At 67.5% G+C, this 18,980-nt stretch carries 14 protein-coding genes and 2 pseudogenes; 10 read left to right on the top strand and 6 right to left on the bottom strand.

Going from position 1 to position 18,980, the window contains the following annotated elements; translation table 11 throughout:
• The first annotated feature begins 12 nt into the window (after positions 1 to 12).
• Positions 13 to 723 carry a transferase gene (locus tag ACFTXQ_RS07390; RefSeq protein ID WP_382636721.1) on the top strand — a complete coding sequence of 237 codons (711 nt, stop codon included), beginning with the start codon at positions 13 to 15 and terminating at the stop codon, positions 721 to 723.
• Between the two features lie 1,243 nt (positions 724 to 1,966).
• Here the strand turns inward: ACFTXQ_RS07390 and ACFTXQ_RS07395 are convergent.
• The 3 genes from ACFTXQ_RS07395 to ACFTXQ_RS07405 all read right to left on the bottom strand — a co-directional run bounded on the left by ACFTXQ_RS07395 (position 1,967) and on the right by ACFTXQ_RS07405 (position 5,435).
• Positions 1,967 to 3,169 carry an ATP-binding protein gene (locus ACFTXQ_RS07395; protein WP_382636723.1) on the bottom strand — a complete coding sequence of 401 codons (1,203 nt, stop codon included), beginning with the start codon at positions 3,167 to 3,169 and terminating at the stop codon, positions 1,967 to 1,969.
• 1,382 nt (positions 3,170 to 4,551) lie between these two features.
• Positions 4,552 to 4,761 (bottom strand): hypothetical protein, encoded by a 210-nt coding sequence (locus ACFTXQ_RS07400; protein WP_382636724.1) that lies wholly within the window; start codon positions 4,759 to 4,761, stop codon positions 4,552 to 4,554.
• A gap of 224 nt (positions 4,762 to 4,985) precedes the next feature.
• A complete protein-coding gene (locus tag ACFTXQ_RS07405) occupies positions 4,986 to 5,435 on the bottom strand; it encodes a hypothetical protein (protein ID WP_382636726.1) in 450 nt (149 codons plus the stop codon).
• Positions 5,436 to 6,183: 748 nt separating this feature from the next.
• On the opposite strand from ACFTXQ_RS07405, the gene ACFTXQ_RS07410 reads away from it, so the two are divergent.
• The 4 genes and pseudogenes from ACFTXQ_RS07410 to ACFTXQ_RS07425 all read left to right on the top strand — a co-directional run bounded on the left by ACFTXQ_RS07410 (position 6,184) and on the right by ACFTXQ_RS07425 (position 9,162).
• The gene (locus ACFTXQ_RS07410) at positions 6,184 to 6,585 is read left to right on the top strand and encodes a hypothetical protein (protein ID WP_382636727.1); all 402 of its coding nucleotides are present in this window, start codon (positions 6,184 to 6,186) and stop codon (positions 6,583 to 6,585) included.
• A gap of 411 nt (positions 6,586 to 6,996) precedes the next feature.
• A pseudogene (gene tpg, locus ACFTXQ_RS07415) lies at positions 6,997 to 7,556 on the top strand (telomere-protecting terminal protein Tpg).
• 256 nt (positions 7,557 to 7,812) lie between these two features.
• A complete protein-coding gene (locus ACFTXQ_RS07420; protein WP_382636729.1) occupies positions 7,813 to 8,418 on the top strand; it encodes a hypothetical protein in 606 nt (201 codons plus the stop codon).
• A gap of 267 nt (positions 8,419 to 8,685) precedes the next feature.
• A complete protein-coding gene (locus ACFTXQ_RS07425; protein ID WP_382636730.1) occupies positions 8,686 to 9,162 on the top strand; it encodes a CbrC family protein in 477 nt (158 codons plus the stop codon).
• A gap of 1,681 nt (positions 9,163 to 10,843) precedes the next feature.
• Here the strand turns inward: ACFTXQ_RS07425 and ACFTXQ_RS07430 are convergent.
• Positions 10,844 to 11,551, bottom strand: coding sequence for a hypothetical protein (locus tag ACFTXQ_RS07430; RefSeq protein ID WP_382636731.1), 708 nt, complete (start codon positions 11,549 to 11,551; stop codon positions 10,844 to 10,846).
• A gap of 824 nt (positions 11,552 to 12,375) precedes the next feature.
• Here ACFTXQ_RS07430 and ACFTXQ_RS07435 point away from each other — a divergent pair.
• The 3 genes from ACFTXQ_RS07435 (at position 12,376) to ACFTXQ_RS07445 (ending at position 13,600) form a co-directional block, all read left to right on the top strand.
• A complete protein-coding gene (locus tag ACFTXQ_RS07435; protein ID WP_382636733.1) occupies positions 12,376 to 12,849 on the top strand; it encodes a PH domain-containing protein in 474 nt (157 codons plus the stop codon).
• A gap of 140 nt (positions 12,850 to 12,989) precedes the next feature.
• Entirely contained in the window at positions 12,990 to 13,403 is a 414-nt protein-coding gene (locus ACFTXQ_RS07440) for a DUF6415 family natural product biosynthesis protein (RefSeq protein ID WP_382636734.1), read from the top strand.
• Between the two features lie 74 nt (positions 13,404 to 13,477).
• The gene (locus ACFTXQ_RS07445; RefSeq protein ID WP_382636735.1) at positions 13,478 to 13,600 is read left to right on the top strand and encodes a hypothetical protein; all 123 of its coding nucleotides are present in this window, start codon (positions 13,478 to 13,480) and stop codon (positions 13,598 to 13,600) included.
• Between the two features lie 57 nt (positions 13,601 to 13,657).
• On the opposite strand, the pseudogene ACFTXQ_RS07450 reads toward ACFTXQ_RS07445, so the two are convergent.
• Positions 13,658 to 14,764 (bottom strand): annotated as a pseudogene (locus tag ACFTXQ_RS07450) (multiprotein-bridging factor 1 family protein).
• Between the two features lie 293 nt (positions 14,765 to 15,057).
• Between ACFTXQ_RS07450 and ACFTXQ_RS07455 the strand changes: the two are divergent.
• Together ACFTXQ_RS07455 and ACFTXQ_RS07460 are read left to right on the top strand one after the other, a co-directional pair.
• A complete protein-coding gene (locus tag ACFTXQ_RS07455) occupies positions 15,058 to 15,459 on the top strand; it encodes a hypothetical protein (RefSeq protein WP_382636737.1) in 402 nt (133 codons plus the stop codon).
• A gap of 440 nt (positions 15,460 to 15,899) precedes the next feature.
• Positions 15,900 to 16,487, top strand: coding sequence for a hypothetical protein (locus ACFTXQ_RS07460; RefSeq protein ID WP_382636739.1), 588 nt, complete (start codon positions 15,900 to 15,902; stop codon positions 16,485 to 16,487).
• 396 nt (positions 16,488 to 16,883) lie between these two features.
• Here ACFTXQ_RS07460 and ACFTXQ_RS07465 read toward each other — a convergent pair whose 3' ends face one another.
• Complete coding sequence (locus ACFTXQ_RS07465; RefSeq protein ID WP_382636740.1) at positions 16,884 to 17,198, bottom strand: hypothetical protein; 315 nt, start codon at positions 17,196 to 17,198, stop codon at positions 16,884 to 16,886.
• Positions 17,199 to 18,980: the final 1,782 nt, after the last annotated feature.

The raw sequence follows: 18,980 nt of genomic DNA on the forward strand, positions 1-18,980 counted from the left end.
AGGCCCCCAGCCATGACACCGCCCCTCCTCGGCGCCTACATCTCGGCCCCCACGCGCGGGCCCCTCTCCGCGACCCCGTACGGCAGCCTGGCCTCGTACGACCTCGCCGACTTCCTGACCCACTGGCCCGAACTCCACCGCCAGACCCTCGCGCAGCTCGGCGAGGCCGGCCGCATCCACCCGATGGCGTTCGTCCACCCCCAGGCGATCGTCGGGGACGACGTCATCGTCGGCGCGGGCGCGAAGGTCTTCGAGTTCTCCACCGTCCGCAAGGGCAGCGTGGTGTGCGCCGGCGCCTCGGTCGGGTTCAACTGCGAGGTGACGGCGGCCTTCATCGGCGAGGACGCCGTCCTCGGCCACCGCATCGGCATCAACCGTACGATCGTCGGCGCATGGGCCCACCTGTCGGCCGGGGTCACGGTGGCCGCGATCAACATGTCCCGCACCATGCACACCCCGGACCGCGAGGTCCTCGGCCCCACCGAAACCGGCCTCTATCGCTGCGGCACCCCGCAATTCGGCGCGGTGATCGGTGACGACACCCAGACGGGCAACACCATCAGCCTCGGCCCGGGCGTAGCCGTGGGCCGCCACACCCGAATCAACAGCGGCGCCACTCTGGCCGCCCGCACGGTCCCCACCGACGCCGTCGTAACGGCCCCGCACACGGCGGAGACCAGGATCCACTCGCGCCGCCAGCAAAGGCCGGACTCCGGCGGGTGAGCCGGCCCCCGGGGAGCTCCATCCACGCGTGCGCGGGGAGCAGGCTCTGCGACCAGCGACCTTTAGACGCGCTGACGGCCGGGCTGCGGACAGGGCGGGTTGGGTGCCCGCCAGCGGAGCACCTGCCGGTTCAGGTTCAGAGATGGACGGGTCGTCCATTCCTGGCAGGGTCCGGCGAGTATCTCCAGGGGCGGTCTCCTCGTCGGCGCGTTTGCATAGGCAGGCGCGGTGCTGCTGGCAGGTTCTCCACTGCGGCGGCGAGGTTCCGCAGCAGGTGCCAGCGGTTGGCCGACCTCCAGCGCTCCCGCAGCGCGGGGCCAGCACCACCCGATGGCGGGCCCGCGCTGTCGTGTGTCCGGGGCCGGCCCGGATGCCCCCCAGAACTCCGCTGGGACGCAACCGGCTCGGCATGCTACTTCAGTGCCGATTCAATTATTTTGATCTGCTGATCAATGGCCGCATGCACGGACTGCTATTCCGTTCGTCTTCAGGAGTGACTCGGCCTGTGAGGTGCGACATCAGAACGGACTCGTAGCTTGATGAGAGAATCTCCATGACGTCATCGGCAGACGTTGAATGAGGGGGAGTCTCGAAAAGTCGCACCAATGTCATAAAGAAGGGCCCCACGGCCGGCCTGAGTGCTACGGTCGGTAGTCCGTCATATTCCGAAAGGAAATGTGCAGCGAACTCGCGATCCAGCTGCCAGTCTGCCGGGTGATCGTGGCGAAACCGCAGGGTGGATGCAATTAGGGCGGCGTGGCTGGGAGGGAAGAACTCGCTGAGTGGCAGGCTGAGCAACGGAATTGCTGCCTCGATGGCATCAAATGCAAGGTTTGCCAGTTTTGCGGACTCCAAGCGCTCCAGGTTCTGTGTATACGGTTCGATCTCTTGGTCCCAGAGTTCCATCTCTTCCCTGTCCTAAGCGCCGCGGATGTGACGTCATGTTTTGGCCGCACCCTCTATTTGCCCTATGTGAATTCGAACGGATTTCCTTCGGGATTATCTCTTCTTATCCCATAGCTGGACCCCAGGGTAATCGTTTGCCCTTGCTTTGCAATTCTGACGCTCAGGTCCGCAGGTGGGCGCGATGATGCTTATTCCCTGGGGTGCATATTCCGCTTCATCTATTGCGTTAAAGAGTATCTGTTCGGCGTCGCTGTGCACTTGTGGGGTTAGATCGGTTTCGTATACTCGCCTGTAGCCGAGCTTTTTGGTGAGGGCCCGTAGCTTGATGTTCGTTCCGTTATTTGCTCCGGCGTAGCCATCCTCGCCGCCTAGGGGCGTTGAGGATGTGGCGGATGATGGAGGTGGCTTCGTTCGGGTTGTGGTCCAGCCAGTCGGTGAGGTGTTCGCGGACGACTTCCTGGACGTAGGCGTCTGCTTCGGGGTTGCTGAGTCTGGTTCTGGTGGCGCCCTCGAAGAGGGGATGGGCGAGTTTTACGGAGACGACTGCGGTCAGGCCTTCGTGGACGGCTCCGGCCGTGATGTCCTCGTCGCTCGCGGTCAGCTGGCCTTGCCGGCGGGCGTAGTCGTTGACGAGGTTCGTGAGTGCGGTATGGAAGCCCTCTTCGTGGGCGCCGCCTTCGTGGGTGCGGGTGCTGTTCGCGAAGGAGCGGAGCTCTCCGGGGGTCCAGGTATTCCACTGCATGGCGACCTGCACGAAGATCGTCTCGTCCTCGTTCTCCGCCTCGAAGGCGATGGCGGGGGAGTGGACGAGACTCGCGGGGTACGGGTTGAGGCGGGCGACGTAGGCCCGAAGGCCGTCCACATGGTGGTAGCGGACTGGCCGCTCCGGCCGCTCGTCGGTGAGTGAGACGGTCAGGCCCCCGTTGAGGAAGGCCAGTTCCTGGAAGCGCTCCGACAGCGCGGCGAACGAAAACCGGGTGGTCTCGAAGATGTCGGCGTCGGGCAGGAACGCGATCGTGGTGCCGTGCTTGCTCGTCTCCTCCTTCCTCGTCAAGGGAGTGACCGAGGTGCCCTTCTCGTACTCCTGGGTCCAGCGGTGGCCGCCTCGGTGGACCTCGACCGTCAGACGGCTCGACAGCGCGTTGACCACGCACAGACCCAGGCCACTGAGGCCGCCGGAGACCCCGTAGGCGGTGTGGGGCTTGGAGCCGAAGGACAGTTCCGTCAGCTCGAGTTCGACGGCCGACTTGCCGCTTGGCTCCTCCAGCTCGACGGGCAGCCCCCGTCCGTTGTCTGCGACGCGGATGCCGCCGTCCGCGGTGATCGTGACGTCGATGGCGTCGGCGTGGCCGGCCAGGTGCTCGTCGACGGCGTACGAGACGACCTCGTACGCCAAGTGGTGCAGGCCGCGTTCGCCGGTCGAGCCGATGTACATGCCGGGGCGCTTGCGCACGGCCTCGTGGCCTTCGAGTACCTGGATGTGGCTGGCGGTGTACTCGTTCACGTTCGCGGGCTGACTGGGGTTGCCGGACTTGGTCATGAAGCACCCTCCCTGGGCCGTCCTGAGACGTGTTTGTGAGCGGAGGCCGTCGCAGCAGCCGTCGCTACTTCCGCTCCGTCGTGCGTGCCCATCCTAGGTACTTTGATGTAAATGCTCAGGTCAGAGCATGTGTTACGACGTCTCAGGTGGCGGCGTCCATGGGTTTGCCGAAGCCGCCGTTCTGGGTGGCCGCCGCAGAGAGTGGAGCGGCGCGAAGGCCTTGCTGAAGGCTCCGGAGGGGGCGTTTTCGGCGAAGCAGACGGGCCTTTCCCTGCGTATTTTCCGGACGTGTTCGTCGAGGGGTTCGGCCAGCGCGCTGCGCCAGGTTGGCGGTGTCCGGCGTTGTGGTTTCTGACCTGTGGAGGCTTGGCCATCGGAGGCCGTGTCGGTGGTGGTGCTGGATATGGTCCGCGTCATGGACAGGGAGCGGTTGGTCGGGGAGCTCACGGGTTCGTGGGAGGCGACGCGGGCGGCGCGGGACACGTTGGTTGAGCGTGGCGCCGAGGTTGTGGGGCCGGTGCTAGAGGTGCTCTGCGACGAGCGGTCGCCGGTGGAGTGGACGGTCTCTTCGGACGTGCTGTGCCGGATCGGGCAGCCCGCACTCATGCCCCTGGCCGGGGCGATCGCGTCAGCGGATTCGCCCGAGGTCGCGCGTAGGGCCGGCTACTGCCTCGGACGGCTTCGGGTGCACGATCGGGTGGTCTACCTTTCCCTTGCTCACCCACCCGCATCCGAAAGTCCGTGCCGACGCGCTCTTCGCCTTCCAGCGCCTGGGCGAGGCCGCGCGGGCTTTCGCGGACCGGATGGTGCCGTTGCTGGGTGATGCGGGCACGGCGGTCAGGCAGCGGGCAGTCTGGGCATTCGAGGCGATCGGTGGGGCGGCAGGTCCGGAGTTGGGGCGCCTTCGCCGGGTGCCTGCTCTGGGCCCGCGGCTGAGGGCCGGCGCCTTGGACGGCCATCGGGGGGCCGACTGCGCTGGACGAGCTCGACCGGGCTGCGGTGCGCCGGCGACTCGGATCAAGCAGCTCGACGAGCTTCCGGAGGGTATGCATCTGTGCGGTTCCTGGTACGCGGTGCCCACAACAGACCAGGGCGCGGTCCTGGAGGCCTTCGACCTGGGTGCCGGGGAGCCGGTCACCGTACGGACAGGCGCCGCCGCCTGGAACCACGATCACCACAACTGGAGCGGCGGCGGTCATGACGGGTGCGCGCGCGTGTTCGTCAGCCCTGTGCTCGACGGCTTCACGCTCGTATTCGGAAACTCGTCTCAGGAGACGCACAGCATCGAGGACGCCGGGAATGCCGGCCGGGACGAGGCAATGGAACGTCATGACCCTTCGGGAAGCTCGATCACGGCTCGTTGCCCGCCCGGCACCGTGCCGTCAATCGGGAATCACCAAGCCCCGCTCACGCAGCCGCGGAAGGCAGGCCTCCAGGCACGCCTCCAGAGAGACGGCGTCCGTGCGAACCAGAAGATCATCCCGCAACGGAGCCCCGCTCGCGACGAACGTCCAGGGCTTCGTCGCATCTCGCATGCGCTCGGCGTCGACCTTGAACAGCACCGTCACACCCTGCTCTGCCAGCGACTCCATGACCCGCGCTACTTCCATCGCATGTCCACCCCCTGCCTGAAATCGAACAGCCAGAAGGCTACACCGGCCTCTCAGGACCTCGGCTTGACCGCTTGGCGCCGCGAGGTGTCTGTCCACCGCCCGGGTCCACAGCCGGACAGCAGGGCGTCAGCTGACGAAGGGCGTTGGCGCCGCCTTCCCCGGTGCGGTGGTTGGTCGCCGGGGCAGCAACAACGAGCCTGTGTTCAGGCGGGACGGCAGGCCTCACATACGTGGTTGTCGATTGCGGCCATCAAGTCCTGAGCCGCTGCCTGCACGGCGGGATCTTCGTCACGGGCCAGCCTGTCTGCCAGGCCTCTGCCGTCGAGTACGGCTTGGTGGGCCGCGTATTGAACGTCGAGCCGAGGAGGATTGGCCTGTTCGAGGATCGTCATGAGCAGCTGGATCACACCGGAGCGGCTGGCGACAGAGTCAGTGACCGAGAGATCCCACAGGAACGGAACCGCCTCGGCAGTCGCGTCGAAGACGGACAGCTCACCAAGCCAGAGCCCAAGATCACTCAATGCTGAAGCGCTGGTTGGTGCATCGCCCCACGCCACCCGTGACAGCCGGCCCGGGACCTCTTCTGCTGATCCATATGCGTGCGTCAGCTCGTGCCACCGAACGCGGCTCATGCCCTTGAGGATCGTCCCCACCACGCACCCCCGATCTATCGACGCCAGCGACGCCAAGCGCCCCCATTCCACCGCACGCAGCACATCGACCGCGAGCCTGCCTGGAGGGCGTTCCCAGAACCTCGTTCTCACCTACGTAGCCACTCGAGGCCCTGCGAGAGCGATGTACCGGTCCGGAGGCGCCTCGTGGTGACCACCGCCGTGGCGACGAGAACGAGGGCGACCGCCACGGCCAGGAGGCGGTGACGATCCAGACCGGGCGCACCACCGCACCGTCATGCCCCCAGGCTCGTGGATCAGTCGAAGGGTGGTCTCGAAGGCGGTCGGGGGCGATGCTCGCCACGTACCTCATGGACGCGACGCTGTGCGCACGGTCCTCACCGGTGGCGTGATTTGCGCAGGTCATACGGCTACGGGTGACCGGTGGCCGTCATGGGCCGGCGGGGTCGGCGGGGCAGAACTGTTCGAGGAGGAGGGGGCTGAGGGCGAGGGTGACCAGGCGGCGGTGTGCGGCTTCGAGGGTGCGGCGGGCGGCGGGCGGCGGGGAGGCCGGCGGGGGGTGCGGGGGCGGCCGGGGGCGGTGGTGACCCAGAGCTGGTGGACGTCGCCGCTGTGGAGGGTCTTGCGGTAGCCGGCGGCGAGGGCGTGTTGGGTGTCGTGCCAGCGGACGGGGCGGCCTCGGGACAGGTAGGCCCCGTATGTTCAGGAGTCGCGTATTCGCCGTAACTGTCGGCCGATCGCCACCCTGTGTCGGTGCTCTGCAGCATGCATGATGATCGGTGTGAACACCGAGATGTTGATAGACGTCTGGCAGCGGCTTCTCGCCGACCCTCGCAAGTCGTGGGTGCTCTTCGAGCATGGCACTTGTGTCGTGCTGACCTCTCCGGACGGGGAGCTTGCTGAGCAGGCAACCGACCTCCTGAAAACGTTCGGCCCGGCGCATGCCGGATCTTCGGCAGGAGACTTTGGGGTGATCGACCTCAACGACGTCGAGGGATGGGTCGTCACAGGGCACCACAACGACGTCCTTACCTATGTCGGCCTCGATGAGCCTCAGGATCAGTCGCAGATCGCTGTAGGGCTGGTCGGACGTTCCAAGCGCCACCGGGACGGCACCGAGCTTCACGTCGTCCACGTTGAGGACAAACGAGGCTCAGTGGACACGGTGTGAGTACCGCGCTTCATCGCTGGTGGTCGCCTGGGGCGTATCGGCTCCATGTTCCTCCGGCTACGGTGACCGGGCGGGTGGCCGACTTGTCGTGGTAGCCGAGTGCCTTCGCGATGATGGGGGCCGGGGCTTGTACGGCGAGCCGACGGACCGCGGAGGTCCTGCCGCGCTGCGGAGGGACGTCGGTCTGCTGCCGGGGTTGACGACGCTGGCCAGGTTGGTGGCGTCGGCGCGGGGAGGCCGAACCAGCGGCGTGGGACACCTTGTACAGGCTGCTGAACACCGGTCAGCGGACGGCGTTGGACTCGCCGCTGATAGCGCCGGCCAATCAGCGGGTCTCGGAGCTGGACCGGCTGCGGCGCGGTCCGGTGCGGGTGTCGGGGCCGAGATGAAGTGGTCGCTGGAGCGGGCGCAATCGAGGACCCGTGGGCATCGTCGCAGAGCCTGGAGCGCGCCGGACAGCAGGCGTTCACCCGCCCCATACCCAAGTCCGCCGGCGCTCAGATCCGCTACCTGGTCAAGCAGGAGAAGCCCACCAAGGCCGTCGCACGCCTCCTCGGCGTCTCGCAGCGCACCGTCGAGCGGTATGTGAAGGACCAGATCAAGCAGCCGAAGGCGGCCCTGGCCGAGTGCATCGCAGCAGAGGTACGGCGCCGCTGGCAGCCCCTGGTACGCAAGCGCGCACGGGACAGGCGGCGGGGGAAAGCGGGACACACGGGCGCGGTTCGGGTTCACCGCCGCCCCCGGAACGAGCGACGACGAACGGATGCGCCGCATCACCCAGCACCTCCCACCCCAATACGCGAGCCGGATACTCGCCGCCCGGACACCGGCGCCTCCGAGACCGAGCTGCAGGCCCTGAGGCGGCCCGCAGTGCCGCCCGGAGGACCGCCGAAGGACTGCCGCAGATGTACTTCAAGGACAGCGGCAGCCAGGCCGCCGGCCTCCGCGTGGCACTCACCCACATCGACTAAATCGCATCCGACCTCTGAGCTTGCCCTTAGCCTCTGGGCCGGGGTGGTGTGACTGAGCCGAAGCACGATGGTTGTCACAGAGGCAGGCTGTCGTCACGGCCATGACGAGCCCCTTGCAGGAGTCGGACTGCTGGTTCGGACTGTTCGGAGTGGGCCTTCGGTCCTGCTGCTCTGTGATGATGTGAGGCGGCCCGTGCCGTGCGCGTAGCGTTTCGGCACGGGCCGCCCGTTCGAACGAGCTGGAGGAGTTCAGCCCATGCACGGTCCCGCATCGTTCACCGATGACGAGAACTGGTCCGGCGGGTTCTACGAACTGGCCATCGAGATCGGTGACAGAAACGATGGGCTCCTCGAGCTCGGACTCTCGGCCCTGTGGCGGGCCGCTGCCATCGACGGCTGTTACGGCAGACGCGATCGCGAGCCCGGCGAACAGGATGAGGTTGCCTGCACCGTGTCCTCGCTGGCCGAGTTCGGTCATCTGCGGGGGACAGTCACACTCCCGAGTGGCCGCCGGGTCGTCTGCGGCTGCCTGGTCATCCGCGAGGACGACGGCAGAGACTGGCTCGTGTTCTACCTACCTGTCGGCGCCTTGTCGCGCATGGACGCGAAGATCGGCGGATTCCCGTTCGGCCACGACGGCGGAACGGTATCCCTCGAATGGCGGCGCACCCTCGACGAGTGGCTCGCTGCCGTCGGCGCCGACATCTTCCAGGAGGTTCCGTTCCGGCTCGGACTGATCGGCTTCGAGCTCTCCGGTGAAACCTATGCGGAGCAGCTCAACGGCCACGCCCCCGAGGAGCGCGGGGAGGGTTACCTTCTGCCGGTTGGTAAACGACTCAGGTTCGAACCCGCCAACCGATGACACCGAATCCATCGCGTTGGCGGCATGTTGCCTTGTCCGGCCGCCCGGGAGGGCCTACGTCTGAACGGGGTCCTGGGGGCGCAGACAGTGACAACAAACCAGCAACGTGGGCGCCGGGGACAACAGGACTGCCTCGTTGGTGACAACTGTCCTGCTTCGCGTCACGGGCAGTCCCAGGTCAGCAGTCCGCGGCGGTGACATCCATGGTGCTTCGGCACAGTGACCCGGCCGGTATTGGGCTCGGGATGCTTGTTACGGTCGGTGGTCGTGACTGAGCCGCTTCCGGAGTTCCCGTACCATCCCGATCCTTTGGCCACCGGATCGGTGGCGGCCGCTGATGCGGCGTGCGCGTGCTGCGGGAGGGACCGCGGCTACCTCTACGTAGGACCTGTCTATGCGGTCGAGGAACCTGCCGGTCGAATCTGTCCGTGGTGCATCGCGGACGGAAATGCGGCAGCGAGGTACGAGGCTCACTTCAGCGGAGGCGCCGCAGGGGACGACGCGCCGATGGAGGTGCTGCAGGGCGGCGACGGTGCCGCCTTCCTCGGCCGCGCCGGGGCCCGAGAACTTGAGGCCCACCCGGATGCGGTCGAGTTTTTGCGCTCGGAGGTCAGTGACCTCGGCTGGCAGCCGGAGCAGGTCGAGCAGTACCTCGCCGACCTGGACAAGGACGGTCAGCCGACCGCGTACCTCTTCCAGTGCCGGGTCTGTGCGGTCCATCTCGCCTACTCCGACTTCACATAGTCCAGTATCTGAACTCCCCTGTCGAAATTTTCCATACAAGGAAAGTGCCGTGTGTTTGACGGAGAAGTATGAGTGAGAACCCAAGCGCCGACCCAATCCCTTCGTTCCTGCATCAGCTTATGGGTGGCACGCGGAGGGGTCGACCCGCTGAAAAAAGCTCCTGGCGCGAGCTGGATGCCGTCGCCGGCGCGTCGGCCCCTTCAGGCTTCCGTGCATTCGTGGACTATTACGGGGGTGCCATCCTTTTTGATCACCTCTTTGTCCCGCACTCCAATGAGGAGAGGGCACTGGTTGAATTCGTCGAAGAGCGGCGGGATGGATGGGCTGCAATTCTTGTATGAAGTTCCACAGCAAATTATCGACAATAGGGATACAGTAATCCCTTGGGTCTATCACGACTGGGACGGAGATGTTTGCCTGCTCGTCCCATCGGGGACTCAGGGGAACTGGGATGTTTGCGGTGATTTACCGGCAGTATCCCGAGATTGAGGTAATCGACGGCGGATTTACTGGCTTCCTCGCGGGCCTGCTGAAGAAAAGACACATTCCCCGCGGTTGGCCGATTTGGGAAGAGGTTTGGGAGGATCTGGATGGCGAGTCTCTCGGACTCCAGCCTCAGCACCTATTGAGGCGCGAGGTCGCAGAGATATAGGCAAGGTCCCACCAAGGGCGTACATCCACCCAGTCCGGATCGGCGCTGACGGCACGTACAGCCTCGGGACCCGAACGGTCTACGGAACCGACGGCTAGGAGCCGGCCACCCGCCCCCCTGATCACCACCAACGACAACGCCCAGGGCGCCGTCGTCGACAAGACCGCCAACGACAACGGCACCCTGATCCCCTACAAGGAGTTCCAGCCCAAGGCCAGCGACACACAAGGCAACCTGTGGGCCACCACACCCGCCGATCCGAACTACACCGTCGCGTACGAAGACGCCTCAGGCACCCAGCAAACCACCACACGCCCAACCGGCTGCCTGCTCTCCTACCCAGGCGCCGCCACCACCACCCGCAAACCACTCCTCGTCGGTACAGGGGGCTGGACCACCACCATCACAGGCCTGTTCTGACACCTTCTTCGAATACCCCACCCTGGCCCCTGGCAACCATCGGCGGCCACGGGCCCATTCCGACTGCACAAAGGCGCGCACCAGGTTGCACCCCGGCTATCGGGCCCCAGCCCACAGCTTGGAAGGCCCGGGTAGTGAGCGGCACGACGTGATTCCGCGGCTCCCTGTCCTACACCGACTGGCGGGTCCTCCCGCTGCTGCGCGCGTGGCGGATCCTCCCGGTCCAGGTCTGCCGCGGCGGGGCCGCACGATGCCGAAGGTGTGCTGGTCCTCGACGACTCCCGCGCGCCACGCCGCATTCACGCGGCCGGTTTCTGGCGCGTGTCCGACGAACTGCGCACGGCCGGCACTGTCTCGACGCTTACTTCGGGCCAGCGTCGCTGCAGCGTTCGATGCCCAGGCTGGGTGCTAAACACCTGGGCCGCCCACAAATTCGGTGCCGAAATCTTCCGCCGCGTGATCGGTTTCCACGCCGAGGAGGTCCGCTTCGCACCCTGGCGCCCGATCCTCTTCGGGACGGGGCGTCCCCCTCTTTCCGGACTGAGACCGAGCCCTGGGCTAGCCCGGCACCCCGTCGCCTTCGCCTTGATTGTGTGTAGGCGCTGCGCTTCAGTAGCCGATTTGGCGGCCGCGGTCCAGCAGGAGGCTGGCTGCCGGGCGGCACGGTCGACCGATGTCGGTACATCGCTTCTCGAAGTTCGGCGGAAGCCATCCGCGTCCCAGCAGCCGTGGGTGGGCGGGAAAGGCCGTGACGGCGGCCAGGACGAACAGCAGTGACGCCCAGGGACTGTAGAGCTGGACCGTCGTCTGCCGTCCGTTGTGGCTGTTGCAGAAGCTGGTCTGGAAGACCTCGGGTGCAACGAGGTCAATAGTATCTAGGCCGCCCCAGGCGAGGTCGAGAGGCGCCCTCGGGTGACCGAAGTAGACCTTGCGTGTGGTGACGGTAATCTCGCCTGTTCCATCCACAACCCAGCGCGGTTGCGCGTCCTGCGCCGCGGCACGGCGGCGGGCTGCATTGCCGAGGGCCGCGCCGGCCATGCTGCCCAGCACGAATGCCGGCCGGCCGAAGGCAACAACGCTTTGGTGCGTGTAGCTGCCATTGCCCACAGCACGCCACGTCAGACGCTGCGCGGGACCGACGGCGAGCGCGCGCTCCCTGGGCTCTAATCGGGCGATCGTGGCGACGAGCGGACGTTGTTCAAGCCGCCCTTCGGCCAAGTCAGCGATGATGTCGCAGGAGGCCCACAGGTACTCATCGAGCCAAGACCATCCCGGGCGCTGCTCGGTATCGGCTGCCGGGGTGTACAGGCTGTTCACGGTCTCTGCGCTCCCTCTGTTGACGTGTTCACCAACCGCCAGCGTGTGCCCTGCTTACCCTACTGCCGCTCCTTTGTACGTACACGGACTTCGGTCTTCGCACAGGAGCTCGTGTGTGGCTGGCGACCCTTCAGGCCGCACATACGACTTGCGGGGCTGGGCGGCTGTCGGGTGAGAGCTGCGCCGTCACGCCGACTCGACTCAGCGCGCGTTTGTCCGCAGGCGTGGACGGCCTCCACCACCAAGCGCTCGCCCTGCCCTCAGGTCAACGACCAAGGCACTCACGCTGGGTGTCTCCGGCGCGCGGCGTGGACGTGCTGCTGTCCGGTGGCGGCTCCGACGAACTCCTCGGATTTCCGCGCTACGCCACAGCCCACATCGCCCATCGGTACGGCGCTGCCCGCGCAGCCATGCGCCATGGCGCCGACGTGGCAGCATCCGCTCCCGGGCTGCCGGGGGAAGCCGCAGCGGCCGTGGGCCGTCTGCTCCCGGCCGGACGACGAGCGGCAACGTACTGGGCGGTGCACTGGCCGGAATGGACCCGGCCGGTAACAACACCTGTGCTGGCCGCGCTCCTACCGGGAGGCTGCCATACCAATGGGCGCGGACCTGGGTCGAAGAACGCGTTGCCCACCACGCCGCCGCCTGGGGGCAACGGTTTCCGTCGCCCACGACAGATGCGCCCAAATACCCCAAATTTCCGACAGAGCCCAAGAACTGGACCAGAGCCGAAACCCACCTGCACAGCCACACGTCGGTGGGCTCCATCGCTGATCCGGCGATCTGAGCTACGCGGTGTACGGCTGCGGCTTAGGGTCGTGGTCATGGAGCCCACGTCAACAAGCCCGTTACCCACCCGGATCCTCAACAGGCCGGGGCAGCAGGTAGTCCTGTTCATGGTGGGGTGTGTGTTTGCGCTGTTGGCCGCTGGGACGCTGATCAGTGGTTCAGTCGCCGAAGATCCTTTTGGCCTGGTGCTTTATCCCGTCATTGGCGCGGGTGGTCTCTGGATCGTGTTCCGCAGCTGTGTCATGGGAGTGAGGATCGACTCCACGGGTCTCACCGAACGCGGCCTGGGACGATCGAAAGTCGTTCCGTGGTGTGCGATCGGCGAGGTCAGCACCGGAGGCGGCCCCGGCCTGGCCCCGGCGCAGGCTCCAGGACTGGTCCTCAAGAACGGTGAGCGGGTAGGACTCGGCGCCCTCGCCTCGTACTCCAGTCGAGTGGTCGAGGCAGACTTCGCCCTGATCAAGGTCGTGCATGCCAGCCACGTCACCGACTGCCCCAGCTGCGTGTGACTGCACCCCGTCGGATGCACGGTGGTCGGCGGCCCGCGAGGCGGCCCGGCTCCGGGCGGGCAGCCGCCGCCAAGGACGGCACCTCCATCTGGTGCACCGTCCTGCGCGACGTCGATCACCCGGAGGGAGCGCGATGACCGGTGAACCCGCCCACGCCCGCGAGAGGACCGTCTTACGCGCCCTTGAGGCGCTCCAGCCGGACTCAGGTTCCAAACAGCCGCTTCGACGACCTCGACCGCGTCCTCGCCCCGGGCTACGTGCCGGACGAGGAAGAGATACAGGGCCTCGCCCTACGGATGCGCGGCCACCTCATGCAGCTCCTGGCCACCATCCTGGAGCGCTCCGGCGGGAAACGATCACCGAGCCCGTCGCAACGGTCCGCGTCTCCTCGACGTGGAAGTGCCCGGCGACTACATAGGCACCCGGATACAGCTACGCCGCATGGCCCTGGCCGGCCTCACCCTGGCCACCGACTGGTGGCGGCCCCGCTTCGCTGTGTCCGGGACCGGGCACCGGCCATCCCCCCCCCGGCGGATGAATCCGTCCTCGCGTAGGCGGGCGCAGAAAGGGTGCACGCCGCCTGACCGAACCAGAGTGGGTTTTTGAACACTCTTCAGGCTCAACCTGCATGTTCCGGGTACTGCCCGGGTGCCCCGAGCTCGGGGACGACGTCGCCCCGGTGCTGGACTGGCACGCGGGCGGCGGCCTGCGCTGCGCGCAGCTCACGCGCGGCAGGGTGGCGAGCGCGTAGGGGCTCATCGGATACGAGTGGACCCGGCGCACCCTCGGGTGTGCCGGGGGCTGTTGGTCAGGTCCGGATCTCGTTGACGAGCATGCGCAGGGTCAGGCTGTGCTTTTCGGGCGGCAGAGCGTCCATCGCGGCGGTGGCGTGCGCGACACCCCCGCCCTGTCGCCGGACCGGGCCAGCATCAGCCCACGGTGGAGCTCCAGGTGGGTGGCGAAGCGCGGCAGACTCGCGGGGAGCTCGGCGAGGGCCTGGTCCTGCGCGCCGATGGCGGCTTTCTCCTCGCCGAGGCGGGCGAGGAGCAGGGACCGGAAGACGTTCAGCCGCCACCACGGGACCGCGTAGTCCGAGGTCTGCTCGTACGAGCCGGCTGAGTCGAAGACCCGCCGCCCCCGGTCGTCGAGCGCGAACGCGGTGGCCCGGTCGCCGCGGAGGGCCGCGGCGTGGGCTTTGCCGTAGATCGCGTTGAGCAGCCCGAGGGACGGCTGCTCGTCGAGGGCCAGGGCCTGGTCGGCGAGGACGTCGGCAACCCCGAGGGAGGCCCCCTCGTACCCGAGGGCGATGGCGGCGGCCCGGCCCCGCACCCACACCCGGGCGGCCGGATCCCCGGACTCATCGGCCGCGCTCGCCGCCATCCGGTACCAGCGCACGGCGCCGGCCCCGTCGGATCCCGGAAATGTCTTGGCGTACAGGGTCATCAGCCGCGCTGCCACTGACCACAGGCGTGGCTGGTCGAGCTGCTGCTGTACGAGGACGGGTTCGCCGGAGACGCGGCGCTGGATGTCGGCCGCGCCCATGGACATGTAGTCCGTCCCGTACGCCGTCATCTTGGCCTCCCACGCCTCCGCAGACGGCCCGCCGGACAGCCGGGCGGCGAACCCTTTCGCGAGGAGGTCGGAGGCGACCACCGGGGGCTATGGCCGTACCGGCCACATCGGTCAGGAACTCACGTCGCAGCATGGGGTCCTCCAGCACGGACAGCGGGACGTCGAGCACCCGGGAGAGCGCCGCGAGACAGAACCCCCGCGGCGCGCATCTCCCGCGCTCCCACCGGGCCACGTACTCACGCGTCAGGGCCGTCCCCTCGGCACGGTTGACCTCGTCGGCGAGGCGGGCCTGGGACCAACCGTGCGCGGTGCGCAACTCGCGGATCAACTCCCCGACGTCCATGCATCAATTCTGCCCCTGGACTCGCCCCTGCCCGGCGGCATTTGACGGGCCGAAGGTATAGACACCCGCCCGACCCGCAAACGGGGTGCCCCATGGCAGCAACCACCGACCACACCCACGCCCGCCGAGCAGCCCTGAAGCTGTTCCCCCTCGGCCCTCCTGACAGCCCCGCCCGACTGCGCGCAATGCCAGGACTACGCGCAGCGCCGCGATACGGCGAGAGGCCCGCTGCGCGGGACGGTCGTCACCGACATGCAGGTGCTCATGCGGCGCTGCGCGAGCGCGGGGCATCGGTGACCGGCCGCCGCCGGTTCCACGTCGGCGAGGCGGTGTTCGACGGGGAACGGCAGGCGCGCGGCGAAGTGGTCGGCATCTACCCCTCCCCGCTCGTGGTGCGCCTCGCGGACGCGGGCGGGTTCCAGTGGATCGCGCGCACCGTGGCCTGTGAGCCGGCGGGCAAGCGGCCCGTTGCGCGGGAGCCGGAAGCCGTGCGGGTCCCGCCGGGGCGCAGGGCGGTGGACTGCCCGCCGACCGAACTGCGGGTCGGCGACCAGATCCCGGCGGGCGGCCGCCTCGTCGACATCGTGGACCTGCGCTACCGGCACGGTGCCACCCGGACGATGATCCTGCGGGGCGGCGCGGTGTGCGCCGCGGAAGGGACGGTACGCGTCTACCGCCTGCACGCGGTGCGCTGACCCCGGCCCTTGGTTCGGCAGGGTTCTGTAAGTGGGCGCAGCCCGAACCGATGCCTCGCCCGGCCCGACAGTGCTGACGAACTCCCCGCGCGGGCCGCCTCAATGGCGGCCCGCATTTCCGTGTGGGACGAGGCGCAGCGAAGTCTTTTGGTGCGGGTTCGGGCCTTTTTTCTGGGGCGTGGCCCAGGGTGCCACACGGTGCCCCGCGCCGCCCTCCGGGCCCTGGCGGGCCCTGCGGGCGAAATTGCCGGGCGCCTTCGGCGCGTTCACCGGCAATTTCGGTCCGCTGACGCGGACCGCTTTTTGCCGGGCAGCCTGCGGCGCCTTTTCCGGCAAAAAGTTTGTGGCCCTGCGCCTTCGGCGCGCACCGGGCCAAAAAGCGCGGGGCACCGCGCGGCCTCCTGGGCAACGCCCCAGAAGCCCTAGCGGAAGGCCGCCCCATGACCATGACCATGCCCGCCCACGTGACGCTGATCTGCTGCTCGCAGTGTCCGGCCGATGCCCCGTCCTCGTACCGTGCGCAGCCGGACCGTCTGTTCCGGTGTCTGGCGTGTGGGCACCTGCTCGATGTGCGGGACCTTGAGCTGGACCCTGAGGAGGCTTGGATTGTCTCCCGGGACGGTCTGCTCGGATACACCGTGACCGAGCCTGAGGCGGTCGCGTACGGCCTGGATGGTGCCTTCGCGGCGGTGGACCGGGGCGCGGACCTGGTCCTGAAGGGCCTGGTCCTGTCCGAGGGGCAGGCGCGGGCGGTGGCGCTCGCGGTGTGCGCGGTTCTGACCACGCTGGAGAATCCCGCCGCGACGCTCGACGACGTTACCCGGACCTGTTTCGGGTACTCGGCCGAGGAGTTGGCCGCGCGCTATGGATGGAGGGTCCGGCCTGCGCCGGAGCACACGTGTCCGGTGTGCGGGGGCGGGGTGGTCCTGGCCAGTCGCGGTTGGGCGTCGTGCGCGAGCGCTGGTTGCAAGTGGGGTGACACGGCCGCCGTGCTGACGGGCGGTGTGGCCCCGGGGTGGGAGCTGTGAGAGGCGGGCCGATAGGCCGGATAGGTGAACTGAGGGGCGGCCATGTGCCGCCCCTCTTGTGTGACTAATGCCGGGTTAATGGACAGCCCTGCGGGCTGGCCCGCCCCCTATGTGTCCTTCGGGCACGGGCGGGCAAAGAGAGCTGCCCTTTGGGCAGGTCGCTTCGCTCCCGGGCCCCTTTGAAGGCGCTTCGCGCCGGGGCCCGCCCCTGCGGGGCAAAGGAAGAGAAGCCCGCCTCGGGCCGGGCAGGCCCGAGGCGGGCTATGCAGCCGCTGCACGGCTCCCTGCGAGCCCCGCAGCCACCCACGCCCCCGGCCGCGCTACGCCCTGATCGGCGCTAAGGGCGGCGCCTGCGGTCTCGGGATGTGGCAGCGCCGGGAGGTCGCCGGGTTCTAGCTACTTAATTCCGTCGGTGTTCAACATTCCCTGATATTCGTACAGGAACCTGTGGGTTTGGTCGTTGTCGGCCACGTAACTATCTGAGTAGCGACTGTCTGCCCATGACGACTTGCCCGACTTGCGAATATGCAATTTTCCGTCCGAGATCGTGTACTCGGTATATTCGGTGTGGTTTTTGCCGCTGTATTTAGTCGTGGTCTTGAACCCGTCGTTTTGATCCAGCAGCTGCTGGCGCACGCTCGCCGTGAGGCGCATCCCAACCCCCCCTTGCTCGTTTGCTCGCCCGCCGGCCGTCGTTGTCGTTGTGAGCATCCGGCGGCGTTATGGGCAGGGAGGAACAAGTATCAGCGGCGTCATCATCACCGCAACCACTGGCCCTCGGCTGACCATCAGCAGCCCGCAGCATCCCCGTTCTAGCCCCTGTGAGCGCCTTGCGGCCCCCCCTTTCGCAAGAGTCTCTGATGGCCGCTCAGGCAGGCTTGTGTGGCCGCTGGCTGCCCTGACAGGTCGCACAGGTGCTTGTCGAGTGTGCTGACCAGGGAGAATGGTTCCCATGAACTGTTCATCTTGCGGAAGTTCCGACATTGCCATCAAGCGTGGGGAAGGGGGGTCTGCTCTGCACTGCAAGTGCCGGAAGTGCCACCACTCTTGGATCATTTACCCGCGTTGACCGCCGCCGAGGATCTGTTCAGGTGGGGTTAGGGGCGGGTGCAGCCTGTGCCGATATGGCGTGCGTGGGTGAGGCCCGGTGCCCGGTTTTCGGGGGCAGTACCGCCGGGCCGCCTCAAGAAGACAGCCAGCCAGCCGGCCGGGGCCGGTGACGTGAGGTCAGTACGGGGCTGTGTCCGTGCCTATGCCGAGCTGACGCTGACCGGGGCGCGGGCCGGTGCCCAGGGCACGACGTTCGTTCATCCGCCCATTCTCGCGGTCCCGCCGAACCCGCAGGCGCCGGAGTCCATTTGGCGCGTACGGGCAATCGCTGGGCAGCTGACACGCCTCAGCGCGCAGTCTCACTGGTCCGCGACACTGTCGGCGTATGAGCGCACCCTGCCATCCATTCCCGTACCAAGCCGAGCTCCATTTTGAATCAGTCAACGCCCGCAGCCCTTTGGTGATGGTTCACGGCGGATCCCACAGGGCCTGCGGCCACGTGGACTGCTGGCCCGGCCGTTGTTGTTCGCTGCTGGACCCAGGTGAGGTTGCCTCGGTTCCGTACTCCTCCTCGGGGAGGAGTGTGGTGTTGCGTTTCGTCTGTTTCGATTGCGGGTGAAGAGACTGGACTGAGGGGGCGGGCTGTGCTGGGTGTGCTGCTGGAGTTCGGTGTTGGAGGTCTGCTGACGTGGGGTCATGAGCGTCGGAGAGCTAAGAGGGAAGCCGGGGGCTTCGCGGCGGGGGCGGAGGTGAGCTTCACTGCCTGTGTTCTGGGCGAGCGTCCGTACTGTCGGAGTGCGTCTTTGGTCTTCCTGTGGGCCTCGCGTTGCACGCTTCATGTCACGCCGACGGAGTTCGCGGAGCTCCATCGAAGCCCGATCCCGGTGGATCGGTTGGAAGTGGTTCGTGTCCGGCCAAGAGAGCGCACGGATTCCCGGTTGGTCCAGTGGGGCTGGCAGGTGGCCGAGTGCCGCGATGGCGACTCCGTGGTGCTGATTGGGTGTGCTCCCAAGTCCATGCGGCACCTGACGGCCGCACTGAAGAGACAGGGCCCCGAGGGGCCGAGCTGAACAGACTCGTCCTGCCTGACCGCCCTTGTGGTGACTGCCCGCGATAGCGGGGCTACGGCCGCGGAGAGGTAAAGGCAAGCCCGAGCCCTCACTGCTGCTGGCCGCCCGCGGAGCGGGCTGGCTCTGGAGGCAAAGCCGGAAGGGCCTGGGGTGGGAGCGAAGCGGACACTCAACGGGCCGAAGGCCCGGACCCCGTGAAACGGGGTCACTCAGGCCCGCGAAGCGGGCCGTTCGGGTGGAGCGAAGCGGAACCCGAACCCGTCCGGAGCGAAGCGCAGGACCCCGGCCCGGCAGGGCCGACCATGGCTGCGCGAAGCGCAGCTCCGTCGAGCGAAGCGAGGCGGTTCGTTGGCACAGCGCGCAGCGCTGTGGG

Source organism: Streptomyces sp. NPDC057010, assembly GCF_042673805.1.
Lineage (GTDB): Bacteria > Actinomycetota > Actinomycetes > Streptomycetales > Streptomycetaceae > Streptomyces.

Excerpts from the sequence above, each read along its gene's own strand:
- ACFTXQ_RS07445 (WP_382636735.1), top strand. The coding sequence starts at position 13,478 with ATGTTCCGGGTACTGCCCGGGTGCCCCGAGCTCGGGGACGACGTCGCC.
- ACFTXQ_RS07400 (WP_382636724.1), bottom strand. The coding sequence starts at position 4,761 with ATGGAGTCGCTGGCAGAGCAGGGTGTGACGGTGCTGTTCAAGGTCGAC.
- ACFTXQ_RS07410 (WP_382636727.1), top strand. The coding sequence starts at position 6,184 with ATGATGATCGGTGTGAACACCGAGATGTTGATAGACGTCTGGCAGCGG.
- ACFTXQ_RS07390 (WP_382636721.1), top strand. The coding sequence starts at position 13 with ATGACACCGCCCCTCCTCGGCGCCTACATCTCGGCCCCCACGCGCGGG.
- ACFTXQ_RS07395 (WP_382636723.1), bottom strand. The coding sequence starts at position 3,169 with ATGACCAAGTCCGGCAACCCCAGTCAGCCCGCGAACGTGAACGAGTAC.
- ACFTXQ_RS07465 (WP_382636740.1), bottom strand. The coding sequence starts at position 17,198 with ATGCTCACAACGACAACGACGGCCGGCGGGCGAGCAAACGAGCAAGGG.
- ACFTXQ_RS07435 (WP_382636733.1), top strand. The coding sequence starts at position 12,376 with ATGGAGCCCACGTCAACAAGCCCGTTACCCACCCGGATCCTCAACAGG.
- ACFTXQ_RS07460 (WP_382636739.1), top strand. The coding sequence starts at position 15,900 with ATGACCATGACCATGCCCGCCCACGTGACGCTGATCTGCTGCTCGCAG.
- ACFTXQ_RS07420 (WP_382636729.1), top strand. The coding sequence starts at position 7,813 with ATGCACGGTCCCGCATCGTTCACCGATGACGAGAACTGGTCCGGCGGG.